The following is an 18,680-nucleotide window of genomic DNA, read 5'->3' on the forward strand; positions in this document are numbered from 1 at the left end:
AGCATTCAGATCTAGCCTTTTCTTACCGGAGATGGTCCATGAACGCGATAATAATAGTAAGAACACTCCTCCTTACCCTACTGATCACCCTGACGTCGACCGGCGTCAGTGTCGCTAAAACACCCGATGACCAACTGATTGTTGGCATGAATATGAATAACCTGCTGTCGCTCGATCCGGCAGCCATGACCGGCAATGATGCTGTCGCTATCATTGTTAACCTGTACGACTCTTTGGTGGAACTGGATCCACACACTCCCAGTAAGGTACTGCCCGGCGCTGCCACCGAGTGGAAAATCAGTGACGACGGCAAGTTGATCACCTTTACGTTGCGTGAGGGTATGAAGTTTCACTCCGGCAATCCCGTGACGGCGGCAGATTTTGCCTGGTCGATGAACCGCTTGATGCATCTGAATCTGGCACAGGCCACCACCTGGAAATCCTACGGTTTTACCGCCGATAACGTGGAGCAATTGATCCGCGCCAAAGATCCACTGACGGTCGAAATTGAGTTACCGAAACCCACCGATCCCAAGCTGGTAATTTATTCATTAGGTACCTTAGGCAGTGGATCGATCCTTGATCGCGCCACCGTCATGCAGCATGAGAAAAACGGTGACTGGGGTAATGGCTGGCTGACCACCAATGAAGCTGGCTCCGGCCCATTCAAACTGGATGTTTGGCAGGCAAAAGATGTGTTACGTATCAGCCGGGTAGATAATTACTGGCAAGGTGACGCCAAAATGAAGCGGGTGATATTCCGCCACATGACTGAGTCGCAGGCGCTGCGCTTAATGATTGAAAAGGGCGATATTGATATCGCCAGCGGGATGTCGGTACCGGATATCAATGCGCTGAAAAGTAACCCGCAAATCCAGGTTGATGAGGTCCAGCGCGGCACTATTTATTATGTCGCGATGAGCCTGAAAGAGCCGCATTTCGCTAACCCTAAAGTACGGGAAGCGGTGCGCTACCTGGTTGATTATGATGGTATTAATAAAACGATTATGCCGGGTTATGGCATCTTCCATCAGCGGCCAATCCAGAAGGGTATGGATGTCACGCTACCGGATCCCGGCTACAAGTTGGATGTGGCTAGAGCTAAAGCATTGTTAGCAGAAGCCGGCTATCCCGACGGTTTCACCACCACCCTGCGGGTATTGTCTGATCCGCCGTTTATTAATGTCGCCACCTCGGTTCAATCGACACTGGCACAGGCAGGGATTCAGGCCAAAATTCTGACGGGCACCGGTAATCAGGTGTATGGCGCAATGCGTGATCGTCAGTTCGATATGCTGGTGGGCCGTGGTGGTGGTGGTGTCGATCCGCACCCGCACTCCAGTTTGCGTTCCATTGCCTATAACCCCGATAACAGCGATGCCGCCAAACTGACCAACTTCCAGGGTTGGCGCACTTCATTCTATGATCAACAACTCAACTCGCTGATCGACAACGCGTTAATCGAGAAAGATCCGGCTAAACAGAAGCAGATGTACATTGAAGTTCAGCAGCGTTATGACGCGCTATTCCCAGCCATTTTGCCGATTTCCCAAATGGTTGATTCGGTCGTCGTGCGTAAAGACGTGATGGATTATGTACCACATCCGTCGACCACAACCCGCCTGTTGCAGGTGTATAAGCAGCGTTAAACCGCTGCATGTTGGGGGAGATAGCATGAATGTTTCAGATTGGATGGCGCCACACGGGATCGTACGGCGTTTATCGAAGCGCTTTTTGCAGGTGGCCGTGACCTTATTCGGTTTATTGATTCTTACTTTTATTATTGGTCGGGTGATGCCGATTGATCCGGTACTGGCGATTGTGGGTCAGGATGCGGATCAAAGTACCTATCAGCAGGTCTACCTGCAATTGGGGCTGGATAAACCGCTATGGTCACAGTTCTTTATCTATTTTAACTCACTGATCCACGGTGATTTGGGCAATGCCTTACTCACCGGCCGTCCGGTAGTGGATGACATTATCCGGGTCTTCCCGGCCACCATTGAGCTGGCAACCATGGCGATTCTGGTCGGGGCTGGTCTCGGTATCCCGCTGGGGGTCATGGCGGCAGCACGTCGCGGCAAGTTTGCCGACTATGTGGTGCGGTTTATCAGTCTGGCGGGTTACTCAACTCCGATTTTCTGGGTGGGCATGATGGGCCTGTTGGTGTTCTACGCCTGGCTAAACTGGGTGGGGGGGGCAGGGCGGGTAGATATGGCCTACGACGGTTTAGTTGATCGCCGCACCGGCTTATTGTTGATTGATTCGGCGCTGGCGGGGGAGTGGGAGGTGTTTCGCAGCGCGGTAAACCATCTGGTGCTGCCCGCTACCATTCTCGGTTTCCACTCGCTGGCCTATATCAGCCGTATGACCCGCAGTTTTATGCTGGCGCAGTTGTCACAGGAATACATCATTACCGCCAAAGTGAAAGGATTGTCAGAGTTTCAGGTGCTGTGGGGCCATGCATTCCGCAATATTCTGGTGCAATTGCTGACCGTGGTGGCACTGGCCTACGGCTCATTACTGGAAGGCGCAGTCTTGATCGAAACCGTCTTTTCATGGCCCGGTTTTGGCTCTTATCTGACGGGCAGTCTGTTATTGGGTGACATGAATGCGGTGATGGGCTGTGTATTACTGGTGGGGCTGATCTTTGTTTCACTGAATTTACTGTCTGACATGCTGTATCAGATCTTCGACCCGAGGACGAATCAATGATGCTTTCCTCCGAACCCGATAATGTCGTAGCGCGCCCTGAGATGAAACCTCAGGGATGGAAGCGCGGGCTACGGCGGGTAGTTAATTTCTTCCGTTTGTTAATGGGCAACCCGCTGACGGCTATTGGTGTCGCTATCATCGGTTTGCTGTTAGTGGTGGCATTCTTGGCTCCGTGGCTGGCGACCCATGATCCATTGGCGCAAGATCTCAATAACTCACTACAGGCACCCGGTAGCCAACACTGGTTTGGCACCGATGAGTTTGGCCGTGATCAGTACAGTCGGTTGATTTATGGTGCCCGTACCACGCTGTATATCGTGGCGCTGGTGTCAGTGACTGTTGGGCCAATCGGCCTGTTACTGGGGGTGGTGGCGGGTTACTTCGGCGGTAAAGTCGACAGTATCCTGATGCGTATTACCGATATTTTCATCTCATTCCCGAGCCTGGTGCTGGCGCTGGCTTTTGTCGCGGCATTAGGCCCCGGTCTGGAGCATGTGGTTATTGCTATTACCCTGACGGCATGGCCGCCGATTGCCCGTCTGGCAAGGGCGGAAACCCTCTCTTTGCGTAATGCGGACTTTGTTTATGCGGTGAAATTGCAGGGCGCGTCGCCACTGCGGATCTTGCTGCGTCACATTGTGCCACTGTGCCTGCCGTCGGTAATCATCCGTATCACCATGAATATGGCCGGTATCATTCTGACTGCTGCTGGTCTGGGCTTCCTTGGTTTGGGTGCTCAGCCACCGGACCCTGAGTGGGGAGCGATGATCTCCAGTGGCCGCCGTTACATGATGGAGTGCTGGTGGCTGGTGACAATTCCTGGTCTGGCGATTCTGCTGAACAGCCTGGCATTCAACTTCCTAGGAGATGGCCTACGTGACATTCTTGACCCCAGAACAGAATAAATCAGTGCCTTTGCTGGAAGTGGATGACCTGCGGGTTAGCTTCGTCAATGGCAAACAGGTGACCGACGCGGTGCGTGGTGTTTCGTTTTCCCTTGGTAAGGAGAAACTGGCGATTGTCGGTGAGTCTGGTTCGGGTAAATCAACGGTTGGCAGGGCGCTGCTCAAGCTGCATCCGGCCAGCGCGCAGATCCACGCTAATAGGTTGCGCTTTGCCGAAGTGGATTTGCTGAACGCCAGTGAAGCCCACATGCGTGAAGTGCGTGGTAAACGTATGTCGATGATTATGCAGGACCCAAAATACTCGCTCAATCCGGTGGTGTGCGTGGGTGATCAGGTGGCAGAAGCCTATCTGGCGCACCATAAAGTCTCGCGACAGGAAGCGCGCGAGCGCGTATTGGCGATGTTTGATGTGGTGCGTATCCGCCAGCCACAAAGGGTGTATCACCTCTATCCGCACGAGGTATCCGGCGGGCAGGGGCAGCGCATCATGATAGCGATGATGCTGATAACCGGGCCGGAAATGGTGATCGCCGATGAGCCAACCTCGGCACTGGATGTCTCGGTGCGTTTGCAGGTATTGGCGATGCTGGATGATTTGGTGCAAGAGCGTGGCTTGGGGCTGATCTTTATTAGTCATGATATCAATCTGGTGCGTAGTTTCTGCGATCGGGTGCTGGTGATGTATGCCGGCCGGGTCGTGGAGTCGATCGCGGCCTGTGACCTTGATCAGGCGCAACACCCCTATACCCGTGGTTTGCTAAATGCATTACCGGATATCGGCAACCGCCGTGATCGCTTGCCGGTTATGGTGCGTGATCCGGCCTGGATGAATGGTTAAGGAGCCTGTTATGTCTGCAAATGCGATGATTGAAATCAATAACCTTAACCTTATTTTTGGTGAAGGCAGCCAGCAGAATCAGGTGCTGTTTGATGTTAATCTGACGGCGAATAACGGTGAGATTTTTGGCTTGGTTGGGGAGTCCGGTTCGGGTAAAACCACAGTGCTGAAATGCCTGGCGGGGCTGTTTAACCATTGGAGCGGTCAGCTAACCTTGAATCAGATCCCCCTGGCACACCGGATTGAGCGTGAGCGCTGCCGCCATGTTCAGATGGTGTTTCAGGATCCCTATGGTTCGCTGCACCCGCGTCATACCATCGAATACATTTTGTCTGAGCCACTGATTATCCATGGCATTGGTGATCGCGACCAACGGATCGACACTATTTTAGATAAAGTGGGCCTCAACCGGCAGTTTCGCCAGCGCTATCCCCATCAGCTCTCGGGTGGGCAGCGCCAGCGCGTCGCCATTGCGCGGGCATTGATTCTCGAGCCGCGGGTATTGCTGCTGGATGAACCGACCTCGGCTCTGGATGTGTCGGTGCAGGCAGAGATCCTTAATCTGCTGGCTGAGTTGCAACAGCGGGAGAAGCTAACCTATCTGATGGTAACTCATGATTTGGGGGTCATTGCTCACCTTTGTCATCGGGTCGCGGTGATGCAACATGGCCGGATTCTGGAAACACTGAACACTGAGGATTTGACCACTGACTGCGAAAAAACCGCCTATACCCATATGCTGGTAGATGCCAGCCGCCACTATAGCCGTGATTTGGCGCAAAAAGCTGCCGAGATGTCGTAATAGCCTCAGGCGCTTCTGTGAGGGAGCGCCTGCACCTTAGGACTCATCAGCCATCTTCTTAAGCCACTGAATAAACGCGTTAATCTTTGGCCATTGCCGGTCGGATAATGTTGAAATGTAATAGCGTTGTTCACATCTGACTTCCATGTCGGGGAACGGCATAATCAACTCTTGGTTTTCCAACCGTTTGTTGACCAGCTTTTTACGGCCCATCGCCACCCCAACGTGATTTATGGCTGCGATAATCGCTAAATCGGAGCGATCAAACCCCATGCTGCGCTGGGTAGGATCAAGATCAAAACCGATTTGCTGACTCCAGCTATTCCACTCACTGCGATCGGAGTCATAGCTCCAGGCTTGCCGATCGTGCAGTAAGGTGCACTGCCGCAGATTGATCAGATTGCCGTGTAACTGATGTTTTTCCGCATATTCCGGGCTGCATACGGGGACCATTGATTCATCCATCAGGTGCTGATATGACAGTTTCTCCGGCGTTTTATCATCGAAATAAATCGCTAAATCAATGCCGCCGCCCTGAAAGTTAACATTCTCATTACCGGTCAGAATATTCAGGCTAATGGCAGGATAGCGATGGGCAAAGTCCGCCAATTTCGGTACCAGCCAACATTGGGCGATGGATGGCCGGGAATAGACGGTTAATGTACCGGACAACTCCTGATTTTTTATCTCCAAAATTTCCTGATTCAGGTACTCCAGCGACGATTTAAGCACCCAAAAGACACGTTCTCCCTCGCCGGTTAGCTCCACTTTACGATGAAAACGCTGGAACAGTTTGAACCCTAACTCCTCTTCCAAACTATTGATCCGGTGGCTAACGGCACTGGGGCTGATGGATAACTCATCAGCCGCCAGCGCAAATGAGCTGTGCCGCGCGGCAATTTCAAAGGTATAGAGTTTGGATAGCTGATAACCATTAAGCAGCTTATTACGAGTGATATAGCTTTTTTCCGGGTACATGGCGGCGGCTCAGACAATCATTTTTGACTAAATAGCATACCGTATTTATTGCTGGAGCAGACATTTAGGGTTATCTAATGTGATGCAAACCTGAATAAATCATAAAACTTTGACCAATATTACATGTTTGGGTCAATCCAGTTCATCTTAAGCTTGGTTTTCATCATTTGTCAGCCCCGGCTAATTCTTATTCAATAGTGATAGAACTTATTATTAGATGAGGTTGGCTATGGACTCACAAATATGGGTAGTGGGTACGTTATTATCAAGTATCATTATTATCATCTTCACCATTGTAAAACTGAAAATACATCCTTTTCTGGCGCTATTATTAGCCAGTTTTTATGTCGGGCTATTAATGGGCATGAATCCCATTGAGATGGTTAACTCCATTGAAAGTGGGATTGGCGGGACGCTGGGCTTTTTAGCCGCAGTGATCGGGCTGGGCACCATTTTAGGCAAAATGATGGAGATTTCTGGTGCGGCAGAGCGCATCGGTATCACCTTACAACGTTGCCGCTGGCTATCACCTGATATCACGATGGTGTTAGTTGGATTGATCTGTGGCATTACGCTATTTGTTGAAGTGGGGGTGGTGTTATTGATTCCACTGGCTTTTTCCATCGCAAAAAAGACCAATACCTCGCTATTAAAACTGGCAATCCCGTTGTGTACGGCGCTAATGGCCGTTCACTGTGTGGTGCCACCGCATCCGGCAGCCATGTATGTCACCAATGCCTTAGGGGCTGACATTGGCACTGTGATTGTCTACGGGCTGGTGATTGGGCTGTCAGCATCATTAATTGGTGGGCCGTTATTCTTGCGGCTAGTGGGTAATCGACTGCCCTTTAAAGCGGTACCGCAAGCGTTCTCTGAAATTAAAGTGCGCAATGAAGATGAATTGCCATCTCTGGGTGCAACCCTATTTACCGTGTTACTGCCCATTATTCTGATGTTGGCGAAAACCGCCGCAGAACTGAATATGGAAAAAGGCACTCCGCTATATTCAGTATTATCGTTTATCGGTAACCCCATTACCGCCATGTTTATTGCCGCATTTGTGGCCTACTACATGCTGGGCATTCGCCAAAATATAGGTATGAGTACGCTGCTGGCTAAAACCGAAGATAGTTTCTCCTCGATTGCTAATATCCTGTTGATTATCGGTGCCGGTGGGGCATTTAACGGCATATTAAAAGCCAGTGGTTTGGCAGATACGCTGGCGGTGATTTTATCCAATCTGGATATGCACCCGATTCTACTGGCCTGGTTGGTGGCATTGATTCTGCATGCGGCGGTTGGCTCGGCTACGGTAGCAATGATGGGGGCGACGGCGATAGTGGCACCGATATTACCGATGTATCCCAATGTCAGCCCGGAAATTATCACCTTGGCGATTGGCTCTGGTGCCATTGGTTTCACCATCGTCACTGACTCGCTATTCTGGTTGGTAAAGCAATACTGCGGTGCCACCCTTAATGAGACATTTAAATATTACACCACCGCGACTTTTATCGCCTCGGTGATCGCATTAGGTACTACCTTCCTACTTTCTTACATCATATGACCGAAAAGAGACATGCTATGAAACACACTGAAATTGATAAATTGATTACCGACTTTCCTTTGGTCAAAAAGCTTATCAATTTAGAGGAGGTCACTTGGTTTAACCCGTTATCGACCATATTGGCAGAGGGATTGCCGTATGTTGGATTAACGTCGTGGGATGTGGCGGATGCCGAGGCACGGCTGCAACGTTTTGCGCCCTATCTGTGTCAGGCATTCCCTGAAACACAAAAGACTCACGGTATTATTGAATCTGATATCGTGGCGATTCCCACCATGAAAGAGACGTTGCAACAGCGATACGGCGTTGAAATTAGCGGTCGACTGTTATTAAAAAAAGATAGCCACCTGCCGATTTCTGGTTCGATTAAAGCGCGTGGCGGCATCTATGAAGTGTTAACCCATGCTGAAAAATTGGCGCTACAGGCTGGGCTATTGGCCGAAACCGATGATTACAGCAAACTGTTCTCAGATGATTTCCGCCAATTTTTCAGCCAGTACAGTATCGCGGTGGGGTCTACCGGTAATCTGGGGATGTCGATTGGCATCATGAGTGCCAAGCTGGGGTTCAGTGTCAGTGTGCATATGTCTGCCGATGCGCGTGAATGGAAAAAACGTAAACTGCGTGAACACGGCGTAAATGTGGTTGAGTATGCACAGGATTACGGCGTGGCGGTGGCACAAGGGCGCAAAGAGGCAGAATCTGATCCGAATTGCTTCTTTATCGACGATGAGAACTCGCCAACACTCTTTCTTGGCTACTCGGTGGCAGGCAGTCGGCTGAAAAAACAGTTTGCCGAGCAGCAGATTGTGGTTGATGAAAACCACCCGCTGTTCGTTTATCTGCCTTGCGGGGTTGGTGGCGGCCCCGGTGGTGTTGCTTTCGGCCTGAAGCTAGCGTTTGGTGACCATGTGCACTGTATTTTTGCCGAACCAACCCATTCACCTTGCATGTTGTTGGGGGTGTACACCGGCCTGCACGATGGTATTTCCGTGCAGGATATCGGTATCGACAACATCACCGCCGCCGATGGTTTGGCGGTAGGGCGGGCATCAGGGTTTGTTGGCCGTGCGATGGAGCATTTACTGGACGGTTTCTATACCTTAAGTGATGCTGAGATGTACGATCTGCTCGGCTTGCTAAATCGCGATGAAGGTATTCAGTTGGAGCCTTCGGCACTGGCTGGAATGCCGGGTGCAGCGCGGGTAAGTCAGTGTTCTGACTATTTAAGTAATAACCACTTTAGTGCTGAGAAAATGCAGAATGCAACCCATCTGGTTTGGGCTACCGGCGGTGGGATGGTACCTGCCGAAGAGATGAAAAAATATCTCGCAACAGCGAAGATTTGATTTCATGAGATGATAACAATATAAAAACGGGGTAAATGATTACCCCGTTTTTATATGGGGGATTATGTTATCGGCTGGGCGTCGCCAGCGATATCTGTACTCTCAGCCCTTGAAGGTCTGAAAATTGTTCTCCCAGACGCTCAACCCTATATTTATATTGGCACCATCAATTGGCTATTAATGATAGTGACTATATTTCTGGCTGTATTCTTTAAATCCTCTGAAAACCTGGCTGCAGCTTACGGTATTGCAGTATCGTTAACGATGTTGATGACGTCTGGTTTGTTATTTGTCGCTATGCGCAAGATATGGCGTTGGAATTTACCAACCAGCATGTTAGTGGCGGGGGGATTTCTTATTATCGATACCAGATTTTTAATCGCTAATCTTATCAAAGTGTTGGACGGCGGTTATATCCCGCTGCTGCTGGCGACCGTGGTCTGTACAGTCAGGTGGTAGAGATTAGCCGGCGGGTCGCTATCTAGCCAATTAAAAGCCGCCAGCGTAAAATTTTCCACTGGCGGCTGAGTATGTTACTGCGGTTTAACGTTTAGCCCTTACTGCCCCGGGCGGCAATAATCGTATCGGCGACATTACGTGGTGCCTCAGCATAGTGCTTGAACTCCATGGTATAGGTGGCACGGCCTTGCGACATGGAACGCAGCACGGTGGAGTAACCGAACATTTCGGATAACGGCACTTCTGCGCGGATAATCTTCCCGCCGCCAATCATCTCTTCCATGCCTTGTACCAAGCCACGGCGAGAGGAAAGGTCGCCCATCACATTACCGGCGTACTCTTCCGGTGTTTCTACTTCCACACTCATCACGGGTTCGAGAATCACCGGTGACGCCTGTTTGACCGCTTCTTTAAAACCAAAGATGGCAGCCATTTTAAACGCCAGTTCCGATGAGTCCACTTCGTGATAGGAACCGAAAGTCAGTGTTACTTTCACATCCACTACCGGATAACCGGCCAATACACCGGTATTGGTGGCTTCGAGTACACCTTTCTCTACCGCACCAATATATTCACGCGGGACCACACCGCCTTTAGTTGCATCAACAAACGCAAAGCCGCTGCCCGCTTCCTGCGGTTCGAGGGTAAAGACCACATGGCCATATTGCCCCTTACCGCCAGACTGCCGCACAAATTTGCCTTCGACGTCAGTCACGGTTTTACGCACAGTTTCACGGTAGGTCACCTGTGGTTTACCGATATTGGCTTCCACACCGAACTCACGTTTCATCCGATCGACAATTATCTCCAGATGTAACTCGCCCATACCGGAAATAATAGTCTGGCCTGATTCCTCGTCAGTACGGATACGGAACGACGGATCTTCTGATGCCAACCGTTGCAATGCGATCCCCATTTTCTCCTGATCGACTTTGGTCTTCGGTTCAATCGCTTGCGAAATCACTGGTTCGGGGAACTCCATCCGTACCAAGGTAATCACGGCATCCGGGTCACATAACGTCTCGCCGGTGGTGACATCTTTCAAACCGACACAGGCCGCAATATCACCGGCGCATATTTCATCGACTTCAATGCGGTTGTTGGCATGCATCTGAACAATACGGCCAATACGCTCTTTCTTGCCGCGAATCGGGTTATAAACGCTATCACCTTTTCGCAACACACCGGAGTAAACCCGCACGAATGTTAACTGGCCGACGTAGGGGTCAGTCATCAGTTTAAATGCCAGTGCCGAGAATTTTTCATTATCATCGGCGCGGCGACTGACTTCATTGCCCTCTTCATCAGTGCCACTGACCGGTGGGATATCGACCGGTGACGGCATCAGTTCAACCACCGCATCCAGCATCCGTTGCACGCCCTTGTTTTTAAAGGCACTGCCGCACATCATGGGTTGTATTTCGCCCGCAATGGTACGGATACGCAGACCTTGGGTGACCTCTTCCAGCGTCAGGTCACCGGTCTCCAGATACTCGGTCATTAGCGCCTCAGAGGCTTCAGCCGCTTCAGCGACCATCTTCTCGCGCCACTGATTGGCGGTTGCCAGCAAGTTTTCCGGGATCGGGGCGTAACTGAATGTCATACCCTGAGAGGTTTCATCCCAGATAATGGCCCGCATCAAACGAAGATCTACCACACCGATAAAGTGCTCTTCACTGCCGATCGGAATCACAATGGGCACTGGATTGGCCTTCAGGCGGTCAATCATCATCTGCCTAACGCGGAAGAAATCAGCACCTGGGCGGTCCATCTTATTGACGAAAGCCAATCGTGGCACGCGGTATTTGTTGGCCTGACGCCAGACCGTTTCTGATTGTGGCTGTACGCCACCGACCGCGTCATACACCATCACTGCACCGTCGAGTACCCGCATAGAGCGTTCCACCTCAATGGTGAAATCCACGTGCCCGGGGGTGTCGATAATATTAATACGGTGTTCCGGTAAGGTACGGTCCATACCTTTCCAGAAGCAGGTCACGGCAGCCGATGTAATGGTAATGCCACGTTCCTGCTCCTGAGCCATCCAGTCAGTTGTCGCGCCACCATCATGCACTTCACCCAGCTTATGACTGACGCCGGTGTAGAACAGAATACGCTCAGTGGTGGTTGTTTTACCGGCGTCGATGTGGGCGGAGATACCGATGTTGCGATAGCGCTCGATAGGAGTTTTACGTGCCATATTAAGTCCTTAAAAGATAATGGCAATTTCGGGGCGGGCGGTTTGCTGCTCTGCCGGGAAGTTGTTAAGTGATGATCTTGGTTGATCAATCGGTCGAGAGCAGTATAGTCCAATTGTACGAATATACACGTACAATTTGATTATTTGTTCTTAAAATATGCAATAATGGCGGCGTACAACGGCTGAGGTAGCTTTCAGCATGGCATGAGAATTAATTGTAGGGTCGACATGGCGTATAGGCTATATTGCGGCGCGCTAAGCTGTGTAGCGGTAACCAAATCAGGTGTGCTGGCCTGTCACTTATCTATAGGAATACTATGATTGCAAATCACCCTGAGCGTGAGCAGATCCGGCTGGAAAATGTGCTGACGGCTTTAGGTAATCCGCTGCGGTTAGCGGTAGTACGTAGGTTGGCGGCTGGTGGGGAGCATGCATGTGGTACCTTAGTGCAAGGGTTGTCTAAATCCACCCTGACCCATCATTGGCGCGTATTGCGGGAAAGCGGTGTTATCTGGCAGCGGCCTTGCGGGCGCGAGAGTTTGCTATCACTGCGACGCGATGATATCGATGCCCGTTTCCCCGGTTTATTGGATGTGTTGTTGAGCGCGGTGGAGAATGATGCAACCACTGATGAATCAACGGCGAAGCATCTGCCGGAGTGAGTTGAGGGCGACAGTGGCTATTTGCCGCCCTCAGTCAAAAGGTTAAATCTCTTGGGCGTGCGCCAAAACAAAATCTTCCGCTTCTTTCGACCACAAACCGTCGGTTTTACGCAAAATAGCCTGGAGTTGCTGTAATAACGGCAGCTCTTGTGATTGACTCATCAACTCACTTAATGATGTCAGCGGGATATTTTTACCGGTATAGACCAATTTTTTACCACCAATAATCTGCGGTAGATTTAAGGTGGTCTCTGCCGCGTCATTTAAACCCAGAATATGGGAGACCACTTTGCCGGCATTCACCTTCTTCGTTTCAATTAATTTTACCGCTTCGCGCATATCATCGGTATTACCGCCAGAGGTACCGACATAATGGGTAAATGAATAATGGATATCGTAGAAATTAACCGACGCCATAAAATTCTTATCCTGCGGGCCGGCAAAGAAATTAAAGCAGCCGTCCGGTGCCAATAAGCTTGAAGCCAGGGTGACTAATTCTGCAGAAGGTACGAAGACAAATATATCGTCGTAGCCTTTTCCGCCAGTCAGAGCCATTAAACGCTCAAACTGATCCTCTGTTTGTTTGGTATTGAGATAATGTACTGCTGTTGATGATTCGCTCGGATACAGGCGGGCGGCATAGTCTAGTTTTTGCTGGTGACGGTCAGTTATCACCAGTAATTGTGGATTGACTGGCCCGTGCAGCGCGTAATCAATGGCCAATAATCCCATCGGGCCAGTACCGCCGAGAATTAGCACATTCCCACCAGGTTTTATGCCCATTTTATGCTGGTATGTGCCGGGAATAAGATGGTAATTGGCGTTAAATGCGCCGATAACACAAGAAAGTGGTTCTACCAAGGATCCTTCGAAATAGCTTTCACCTTCATAAGGCAGCAGACAGTCTTGTTCCATCACCTCATTAGGGATAACCACATGGGTGGCTTCGCCGCCGACATAAGGGAATGAATAGCCTGGGCAGTCAGGGCGGTCGGGTAATTGCAAGTTGGCTTGAATCACATAACGGCTGCCGGGTTTAAATTTATGCTGCCATTTTTGACCCACTTGTAAAATATCACCGCAAAATTCATGGCCGATAATAATCGGATTTTCTGCCACATTATCCGGCACCTTTTTATGCTCAGCCCCCAGATTGGCCTCTTTCCACGAAGAAAGACAAATACTGTCGGTCACTACCGTGGCCAGAATTTCATCATCATTTATTTCCGGTAAGGTGAAGCTTTCCAGTCGTAGGTCATTCTTACCATATAAACGCAATGCTTTGGTCTTCATTTGGAACCACCTCAATCATTTTTAAATATAAAAAAACAGCAGATCGAATAAAAAATCTCCCCGGCATAAATCAGGAAAGAATGCCAAGCCATGAGCCTAAAATACCAAGGCCAAACAAGGAGAAGATAAGCCAGATAGGGTTAATTTTACGTTTGAGTAATCGCATCATTAACAGGGTTAGTGCCAGTGCCAACAGGCCGGGACAGAGCTGATCCAGAATGTTTTGCACCGTCATGGTTACCGTGCTGCCGTCCTGTGCCGGTGTTTTCGAAATCACCAGTGGCACATTGATGCTGGTCCATTTGGTGACCAAAACCCCCATGATAAACAGGCCCAGAATGGACGCGCCTTCCGTCAGTTTTTGTAGCAGATTGCCGCCAAGGTCTTTGACGATATTGACTCCCTTGGTAAAGCCGTATTGCAGGCCAAACCATTTCAATGCCAGACGAACAGAGTTGAAGGATAAGAAGAACAGTATCGGGCCTAGTACATTGCCATTTAGCGCCAGCGAGGCCCCCAAGGCTGCGGTTATTGGGCGTAAGGTTCCCCAGATCAATGGGTCACCGACTCCGGCCAATGGCCCCATTAACCCGACTTTCAGACTATTAATTGCCCCTTCATCAATGTCGGCCCCATTGGCTCGCGCTTCTTCCATCGCCGCCGTCACCCCGATAACCGGGCCACAGACGGCGGGAGTGGTGTTGAAGAACACTAAATGACGTTTTAAGGCAGCAACCTGATCTTCTTTCAGTGGGTACAAACGCTTGATTGCGGGCACCATGTCATAGCAAAAACCTAAGCCGTGGATACGTTCATAGTTAAAAGAGGCTTGTTGTAAGTTACTGCGTAAGAACATTTTAAACAGATCAGAGCGAGTTAATTGTTTGTGAGGTGTGCTCATTTCAGCGTCTCCTAATCTTCTAATTCATCAAGTTTGGCGTGGCTGGCTGACGTCGCAGGAGCCGCCGGTTTCTGATACAGAGGATTTAACTGGATATATAGCAAGGCAATAATCAGGCCGATGCCACCGAAGGCGAGCAGGCTGAAACCAAGGTAGCCACCGACAATAAAACCGAGGAAGAAGAAGGGCATAAGGTATTTCACGCCCATCATGTTGAGTACCATGGCATAACCGACCACCACAATAAATCCGCCCGCGATTTGTAACCCATGGGTGACCACGGTTGGAATCGCGCTGAGCATGTGACTGACGGTATCGGCACTGACAAAGATGGATACGATCAAAACCGGTATCGCCACGCGCAGAGCCTGAACCAGTAGGGCTGAGACATGCATTAAGTCGATCATGGCAAAGTTGGCTTTTTCTGCGGCCCTATCTGCTGCGTGCTGGAAAACCACGGTAATGGTACGGGCGAACACTGTCAGCACCTGACCGGCTGCCGCCACGGGTAGGGCGATAGCAATCCCGGTGGCAATGTTTTGATGGCCGACAATCACCAGAATGGTTGAGATAATACTGGCGAGGGCGGAGTCGGGGGATTGCGCCGCACCGACGTTCATCCACCCGAGGGCGATCAATTCCAAGGTACCGCCGAGAATCACGCCGGTGGTCATATCACCGAGGATCAGGCCAGTAATGGTACAGGCGATTAATGGCCGGTGAGTTTGAAATTCATCCAGCACACTGCCCATACCGGCGATGCATGAGAAAATAAAGATTAAGATTATCTGTACTAAACTTATTTCCATGGTGGACCCCTTTCGGCAATATATTCCTATTAACCCTGGCCACTATCGCCATGGATTATCATTAAATAGTTTCATTGCCCAGGTTGAGTAATCGGATTTAAATGTTTAATAAAACCTGAGTTATTATTTGTCGGTTGTGTTAAATGTCGTTATTTAGACTCCAGTTCACGTATTTTTTTAATCACATCTACCTGTGGGTCGGAAGTGACTACCCGTAAATCCAAATGTACGCCACGTTCAGCTAATGCATAAAAGGCTTTAATATCTTCCTGATCAACTGATACTGCTTTAGTTAATTGCCTTTTACCTTGTTTAAATGCCATGCCACCAATATTAATAACTTCAATCTTCACACCTTGATCCACCAGGCGCAAAACATCGGTCGGATTGGTAAATAAATAAAACACGGTATCATTACTGTAATTAGGATTGTGGTAAACCGCGACGGCTTTTTCTATATTAACCACGTTTACTTTTATTCCCGGAGGTGCTGCCTGTTTTAATAACGTTTTACGAATATCATCGTTATAGACTTCGTCGCTACAGATAATAATCCGCCCAGCTTTGGCCTCTTTCGCCCATACCGTGGTGACCTGACCGTGAATCAGCCGGTCGTCAATTCTTGCCAGATTGATTTTCATATAAAGTCGGCCTCTTCTTCTTCGACATTCTGTAAGTGGTGGAATGACTGCACACACTGCGCGCCGATTTCCAGTAAGTAATCAGCCAATTCTCTTACTGCCATCGAGTGCTGGTTATCGACAATTTCCAGTGCCAGTGGTAGTGATAACCCACTGATAACTTGAATGTTGTGATTGTTGAATGCCAACCGTGCGGCAGCGTTGTATGGGCTGCCACCTTGCAAATCAACCGCAATCAGCCAAGAGCAACTGTCACTATGTGCCATCACATCCTGCATTTTTGTCACTAAATCTTCGGCATTTTCACCACGGTTAAATAACAGCGGGGTAATATTTTGTGTTTCGCCATACACCATATTGACGGAGTTAAGCATTGAAACCGCTAAATCACCGTGAGCGCAAAAAATGACACTAACCATCATGCCTCCTGTTTAGCCTCGGGTTTTACCACCGGCAATGTTGTAGGTAACGCCGGTAATATAGCTGGCACGTTCGGATAATAAGTAAGTCACAAAATCAGCCACTTCTGATAGTTTTCCAGCCCGGCCAATTGGAATGGCATTCTTGGTATAACCGTCACGCAACTGCTCAACCGTTATATTACGGGTGTAGGCCAGTGCTTCTTCATAATCCAGGGTGCGCAAACCGGTTTTCTCCAAAATACCCGGGGCGACGCCCACCACACGGATACCGTATTTTCCCAGTTCTTTGGCCCAGGAGCGGGTAAAACTATATAGTGCGGCTTTAGTTGCGGCATAACAGCTTTGTCCTTCAGAGCCTTCTAATCCACTTTCCGACGTGAGATTAATAATGACACCGCGTTTATTCTCAACCATATTGCGTGCCACGGCTTGTGACATCAGATACACCCCTTTCTGATTCACATTTACCATTTTTTCAAATTCGTTATCTTTCAGTTCATATTGGCTGTGGCTCTGTTTCGGATCGACCAGCAGACGGGGGAGATTAATCCCGGCATTATTAACTAATGCATCAATATGCCCATGTTGGGTTAGAATATTATCAATTGCAGTCTGTACACTGCTACGGTCTGAAATATCCAATTGAATAAAATTCAGCTGTGGATTATTTTTAATGCCACCGTCAAGTTTATTAACATCGGCTAATTGCACCTTGGCACCTGCCGCCAGTAACTCTTCCACAATAGCGTAGCCAATCCCTGATGCACCACCGGTTACAATGACAACTTTATCTTTTAAATTAAGCCAATCGTTCATAGAAATTCCCTGCTGTTCTGAATTTTGCTAATACTCAGCCATACACCCTAAGGCGCAATTAATTGAGTTGTTTTTGATATAAAGAGGAAAGGTTAATGATGACTGACAGTAAGCTTTTCCTCATTGTATTTCTTTAGCTGCTTTTTATGCCGTTAGTTTGAGTATCTCCTCAGCAGTTTCTTTCGTGGTCACCAGACTATTAATATACTTTCCTTTAATTGCTCCGATGATCCCGCTGATTTTTTCATGGGAATGCGCAATACCGATGGAATAACGGGCTTTTTTAATTTTCTCTAAGTCGATAGTGATCGTCTTATCGCTAATGTAGGTTTCCACCGGGTTGCCCTGCAAATCGTAAAAACGTGAACAAATATCGCCAGCAACCTGTCGGTCATTAAAGTGATCAATAACATCACTGCCATAAAAAGCGCGCCAGGTGGAATTCCCCGAGATATTGGGTGAACCAATACCGAATATAGCGATATCCAGCCGCTGCCAATAGTCAGCGATAGCCTGATAATGCTGAGATTGCACAATGCCATCACGGATAACACTTTTTTCCAGAATTGCCGGGAAATCGATCAACAATGACTCGCCTTTTAATTTCATTGCGGCGCTATAAACCAGGGTATTCACATGATAACGGCTTTCCAGCTTACCTGAGGGGCCACCCACCATTGGGATACAGGTTAACTGACGCGATACCGGTGATATATCCATTTGCTCAATCAGGGTGGCAATTGCACTGCCCCAAGAGAAGCCGAGAATATCGCCATTTTCAATAATTCGGTTCAACAATGCGGCACACTGTTTTGCCATTAATATCAACTGATGTTCTGGCGATTGATCATGCTCTGAAGAGACGACAATCGCCTCACGTAATTTAAAGCGCGACTTCAACTGCTGTTCCAGTAACAGATTCTCGTTATAGTTATAATTGATTGAAATAGTAACAATGCCCTGTTCGCGTACTTTTTTTAGCATTCGGCTGATACTGGTGCGATAAATACCGAGCGCGCGTGCTATCTCCGCTTGCGTGAAGTTTTGCTCGTAATACATTTGTGCAATTTTCACCATCAGGCGCAGATCGTCGCTCTTTTCCATTTTCAACCTCTTGCACATTTGTGCAAATGTCATTAAGTTATCTATGGCTTGATATAATCACTTTCCATTTTTGAAGTCAAAAGCACAATATAACGAATAACTTCCAATATCTTCCATAAAAAACCAATTCAAACGCTATTACCCACTTTAGTTATTGCACAGATGTGCATTCATATTTAATGAATTGATTTATATTAAATAAATTGAAATAGGGTTTTT

Annotated in this window: 17 protein-coding genes and 1 pseudogene; 9 read left to right on the forward strand and 9 right to left on the reverse strand. The window is 48.9% G+C overall.

Annotation, left to right across the window (positions count from 1 at the left end):
• The first annotated feature begins 146 nt into the window (after window positions 1-146).
• From Q2T71_RS02990 to Q2T71_RS03010, 5 genes are read left to right on the forward strand one after another with little or no spacing between them, the layout of a single operon-like run.
• Window positions 147-1,649, forward strand: coding sequence for an ABC transporter substrate-binding protein (locus Q2T71_RS02990; protein WP_372559828.1), 1,503 nt, complete (start codon window positions 147-149; stop codon window positions 1,647-1,649).
• Window positions 1,650-1,674: 25 nt separating this feature from the next.
• Window positions 1,675-2,715, forward strand: coding sequence for an ABC transporter permease (locus tag Q2T71_RS02995; RefSeq protein ID WP_050132832.1), 1,041 nt, complete (start codon window positions 1,675-1,677; stop codon window positions 2,713-2,715).
• 41 nt (window positions 2,716-2,756) lie between these two features.
• The gene (locus tag Q2T71_RS03000; RefSeq protein WP_372559829.1) at window positions 2,757-3,620 is read left to right on the forward strand and encodes an ABC transporter permease; all 864 of its coding nucleotides are present in this window, start codon (window positions 2,757-2,759) and stop codon (window positions 3,618-3,620) included.
• Window positions 3,583-4,458: an ABC transporter ATP-binding protein gene (locus Q2T71_RS03005; protein ID WP_372558084.1), complete on the forward strand. Its 876-nt coding sequence runs from the start codon at window positions 3,583-3,585 to the stop codon at window positions 4,456-4,458. The genes Q2T71_RS03000 and Q2T71_RS03005 overlap by 38 nt, the downstream gene beginning before the upstream one ends.
• A gap of 25 nt (window positions 4,459-4,483) precedes the next feature.
• Window positions 4,484-5,260, forward strand: coding sequence for an ABC transporter ATP-binding protein (locus Q2T71_RS03010; protein ID WP_372559830.1), 777 nt, complete (start codon window positions 4,484-4,486; stop codon window positions 5,258-5,260).
• Window positions 5,261-5,296: 36 nt separating this feature from the next.
• On the opposite strand, the gene dsdC is transcribed toward Q2T71_RS03010, so the two are convergent.
• On the reverse strand, window positions 5,297-6,238 hold the full coding sequence (gene dsdC, locus Q2T71_RS03015) for a DNA-binding transcriptional regulator DsdC (protein WP_372558085.1): 942 nt from the start codon (window positions 6,236-6,238) through the stop codon (window positions 5,297-5,299).
• 229 nt (window positions 6,239-6,467) lie between these two features.
• Here dsdC and dsdX point away from each other — a divergent pair, with 229 nt between their 5' ends.
• The 3 genes and pseudogenes from dsdX to Q2T71_RS03030 form a co-directional block, all read left to right on the forward strand.
• A complete protein-coding gene (gene dsdX / locus Q2T71_RS03020) occupies window positions 6,468-7,805 on the forward strand; it encodes a D-serine transporter DsdX (RefSeq protein ID WP_372558086.1) in 1,338 nt (445 codons plus the stop codon).
• Between the two features lie 17 nt (window positions 7,806-7,822).
• Window positions 7,823-9,154, forward strand: coding sequence for a D-serine ammonia-lyase (locus Q2T71_RS03025; protein WP_372558087.1), 1,332 nt, complete (start codon window positions 7,823-7,825; stop codon window positions 9,152-9,154).
• Between the two features lie 150 nt (window positions 9,155-9,304).
• Window positions 9,305-9,595, forward strand: a pseudogene (locus Q2T71_RS03030) (KUP/HAK/KT family potassium transporter); the annotation flags it as partial.
• Window positions 9,596-9,704: 109 nt separating this feature from the next.
• On the opposite strand, the gene fusA reads toward Q2T71_RS03030, so the two are convergent.
• Window positions 9,705-11,813: an elongation factor G gene (fusA, locus tag Q2T71_RS03035; RefSeq protein WP_372558088.1), complete on the reverse strand. Its 2,109-nt coding sequence runs from the start codon at window positions 11,811-11,813 to the stop codon at window positions 9,705-9,707.
• A gap of 317 nt (window positions 11,814-12,130) precedes the next feature.
• Between fusA and Q2T71_RS03040 the strand changes: the two genes are divergently transcribed.
• Window positions 12,131-12,475, forward strand: coding sequence for a helix-turn-helix transcriptional regulator (locus tag Q2T71_RS03040; RefSeq protein ID WP_005181869.1), 345 nt, complete (start codon window positions 12,131-12,133; stop codon window positions 12,473-12,475).
• 42 nt (window positions 12,476-12,517) lie between these two features.
• Here Q2T71_RS03040 and Q2T71_RS03045 read toward each other — a convergent pair whose 3' ends face one another.
• From Q2T71_RS03045 to Q2T71_RS03075, 7 genes are all read right to left on the reverse strand, one after another.
• Entirely contained in the window at window positions 12,518-13,768 is a 1,251-nt protein-coding gene (locus tag Q2T71_RS03045; protein ID WP_372558089.1) for a zinc-binding dehydrogenase, read from the reverse strand.
• 70 nt (window positions 13,769-13,838) lie between these two features.
• Window positions 13,839-14,669, reverse strand: a complete 831-nt coding sequence (locus Q2T71_RS03050) for a PTS system mannose/fructose/sorbose family transporter subunit IID (protein WP_083160339.1) — start codon at window positions 14,667-14,669, stop codon at window positions 13,839-13,841.
• 11 nt (window positions 14,670-14,680) lie between these two features.
• Entirely contained in the window at window positions 14,681-15,478 is a 798-nt protein-coding gene (locus Q2T71_RS03055) for a PTS mannose/fructose/sorbose transporter subunit IIC (protein ID WP_193784718.1), read from the reverse strand.
• A 149-nt stretch (window positions 15,479-15,627) separates the two neighbouring features.
• Window positions 15,628-16,119, reverse strand: coding sequence for a mannose/fructose/sorbose PTS transporter subunit IIB (locus tag Q2T71_RS03060; protein WP_372558090.1), 492 nt, complete (start codon window positions 16,117-16,119; stop codon window positions 15,628-15,630).
• On the reverse strand, window positions 16,116-16,538 hold the full coding sequence (locus tag Q2T71_RS03065) for a PTS sugar transporter subunit IIA (RefSeq protein ID WP_372559831.1): 423 nt from the start codon (window positions 16,536-16,538) through the stop codon (window positions 16,116-16,118). The genes Q2T71_RS03060 and Q2T71_RS03065 overlap by 4 nt, the downstream gene beginning before the upstream one ends.
• 12 nt (window positions 16,539-16,550) lie before the next feature.
• Complete coding sequence (locus Q2T71_RS03070) at window positions 16,551-17,357, reverse strand: SDR family oxidoreductase (protein WP_372558091.1); 807 nt, start codon at window positions 17,355-17,357, stop codon at window positions 16,551-16,553.
• A gap of 144 nt (window positions 17,358-17,501) precedes the next feature.
• Window positions 17,502-18,461, reverse strand: a complete 960-nt coding sequence (locus Q2T71_RS03075) for a sugar-binding transcriptional regulator (protein WP_083160323.1) — start codon at window positions 18,459-18,461, stop codon at window positions 17,502-17,504.
• Window positions 18,462-18,680 lie beyond the last annotated feature (219 nt).

The organism is Yersinia sp. 1652 StPb PI (assembly GCF_041538345.1).
GTDB lineage: Bacteria > Pseudomonadota > Gammaproteobacteria > Enterobacterales > Enterobacteriaceae > Yersinia > Yersinia enterocolitica_E.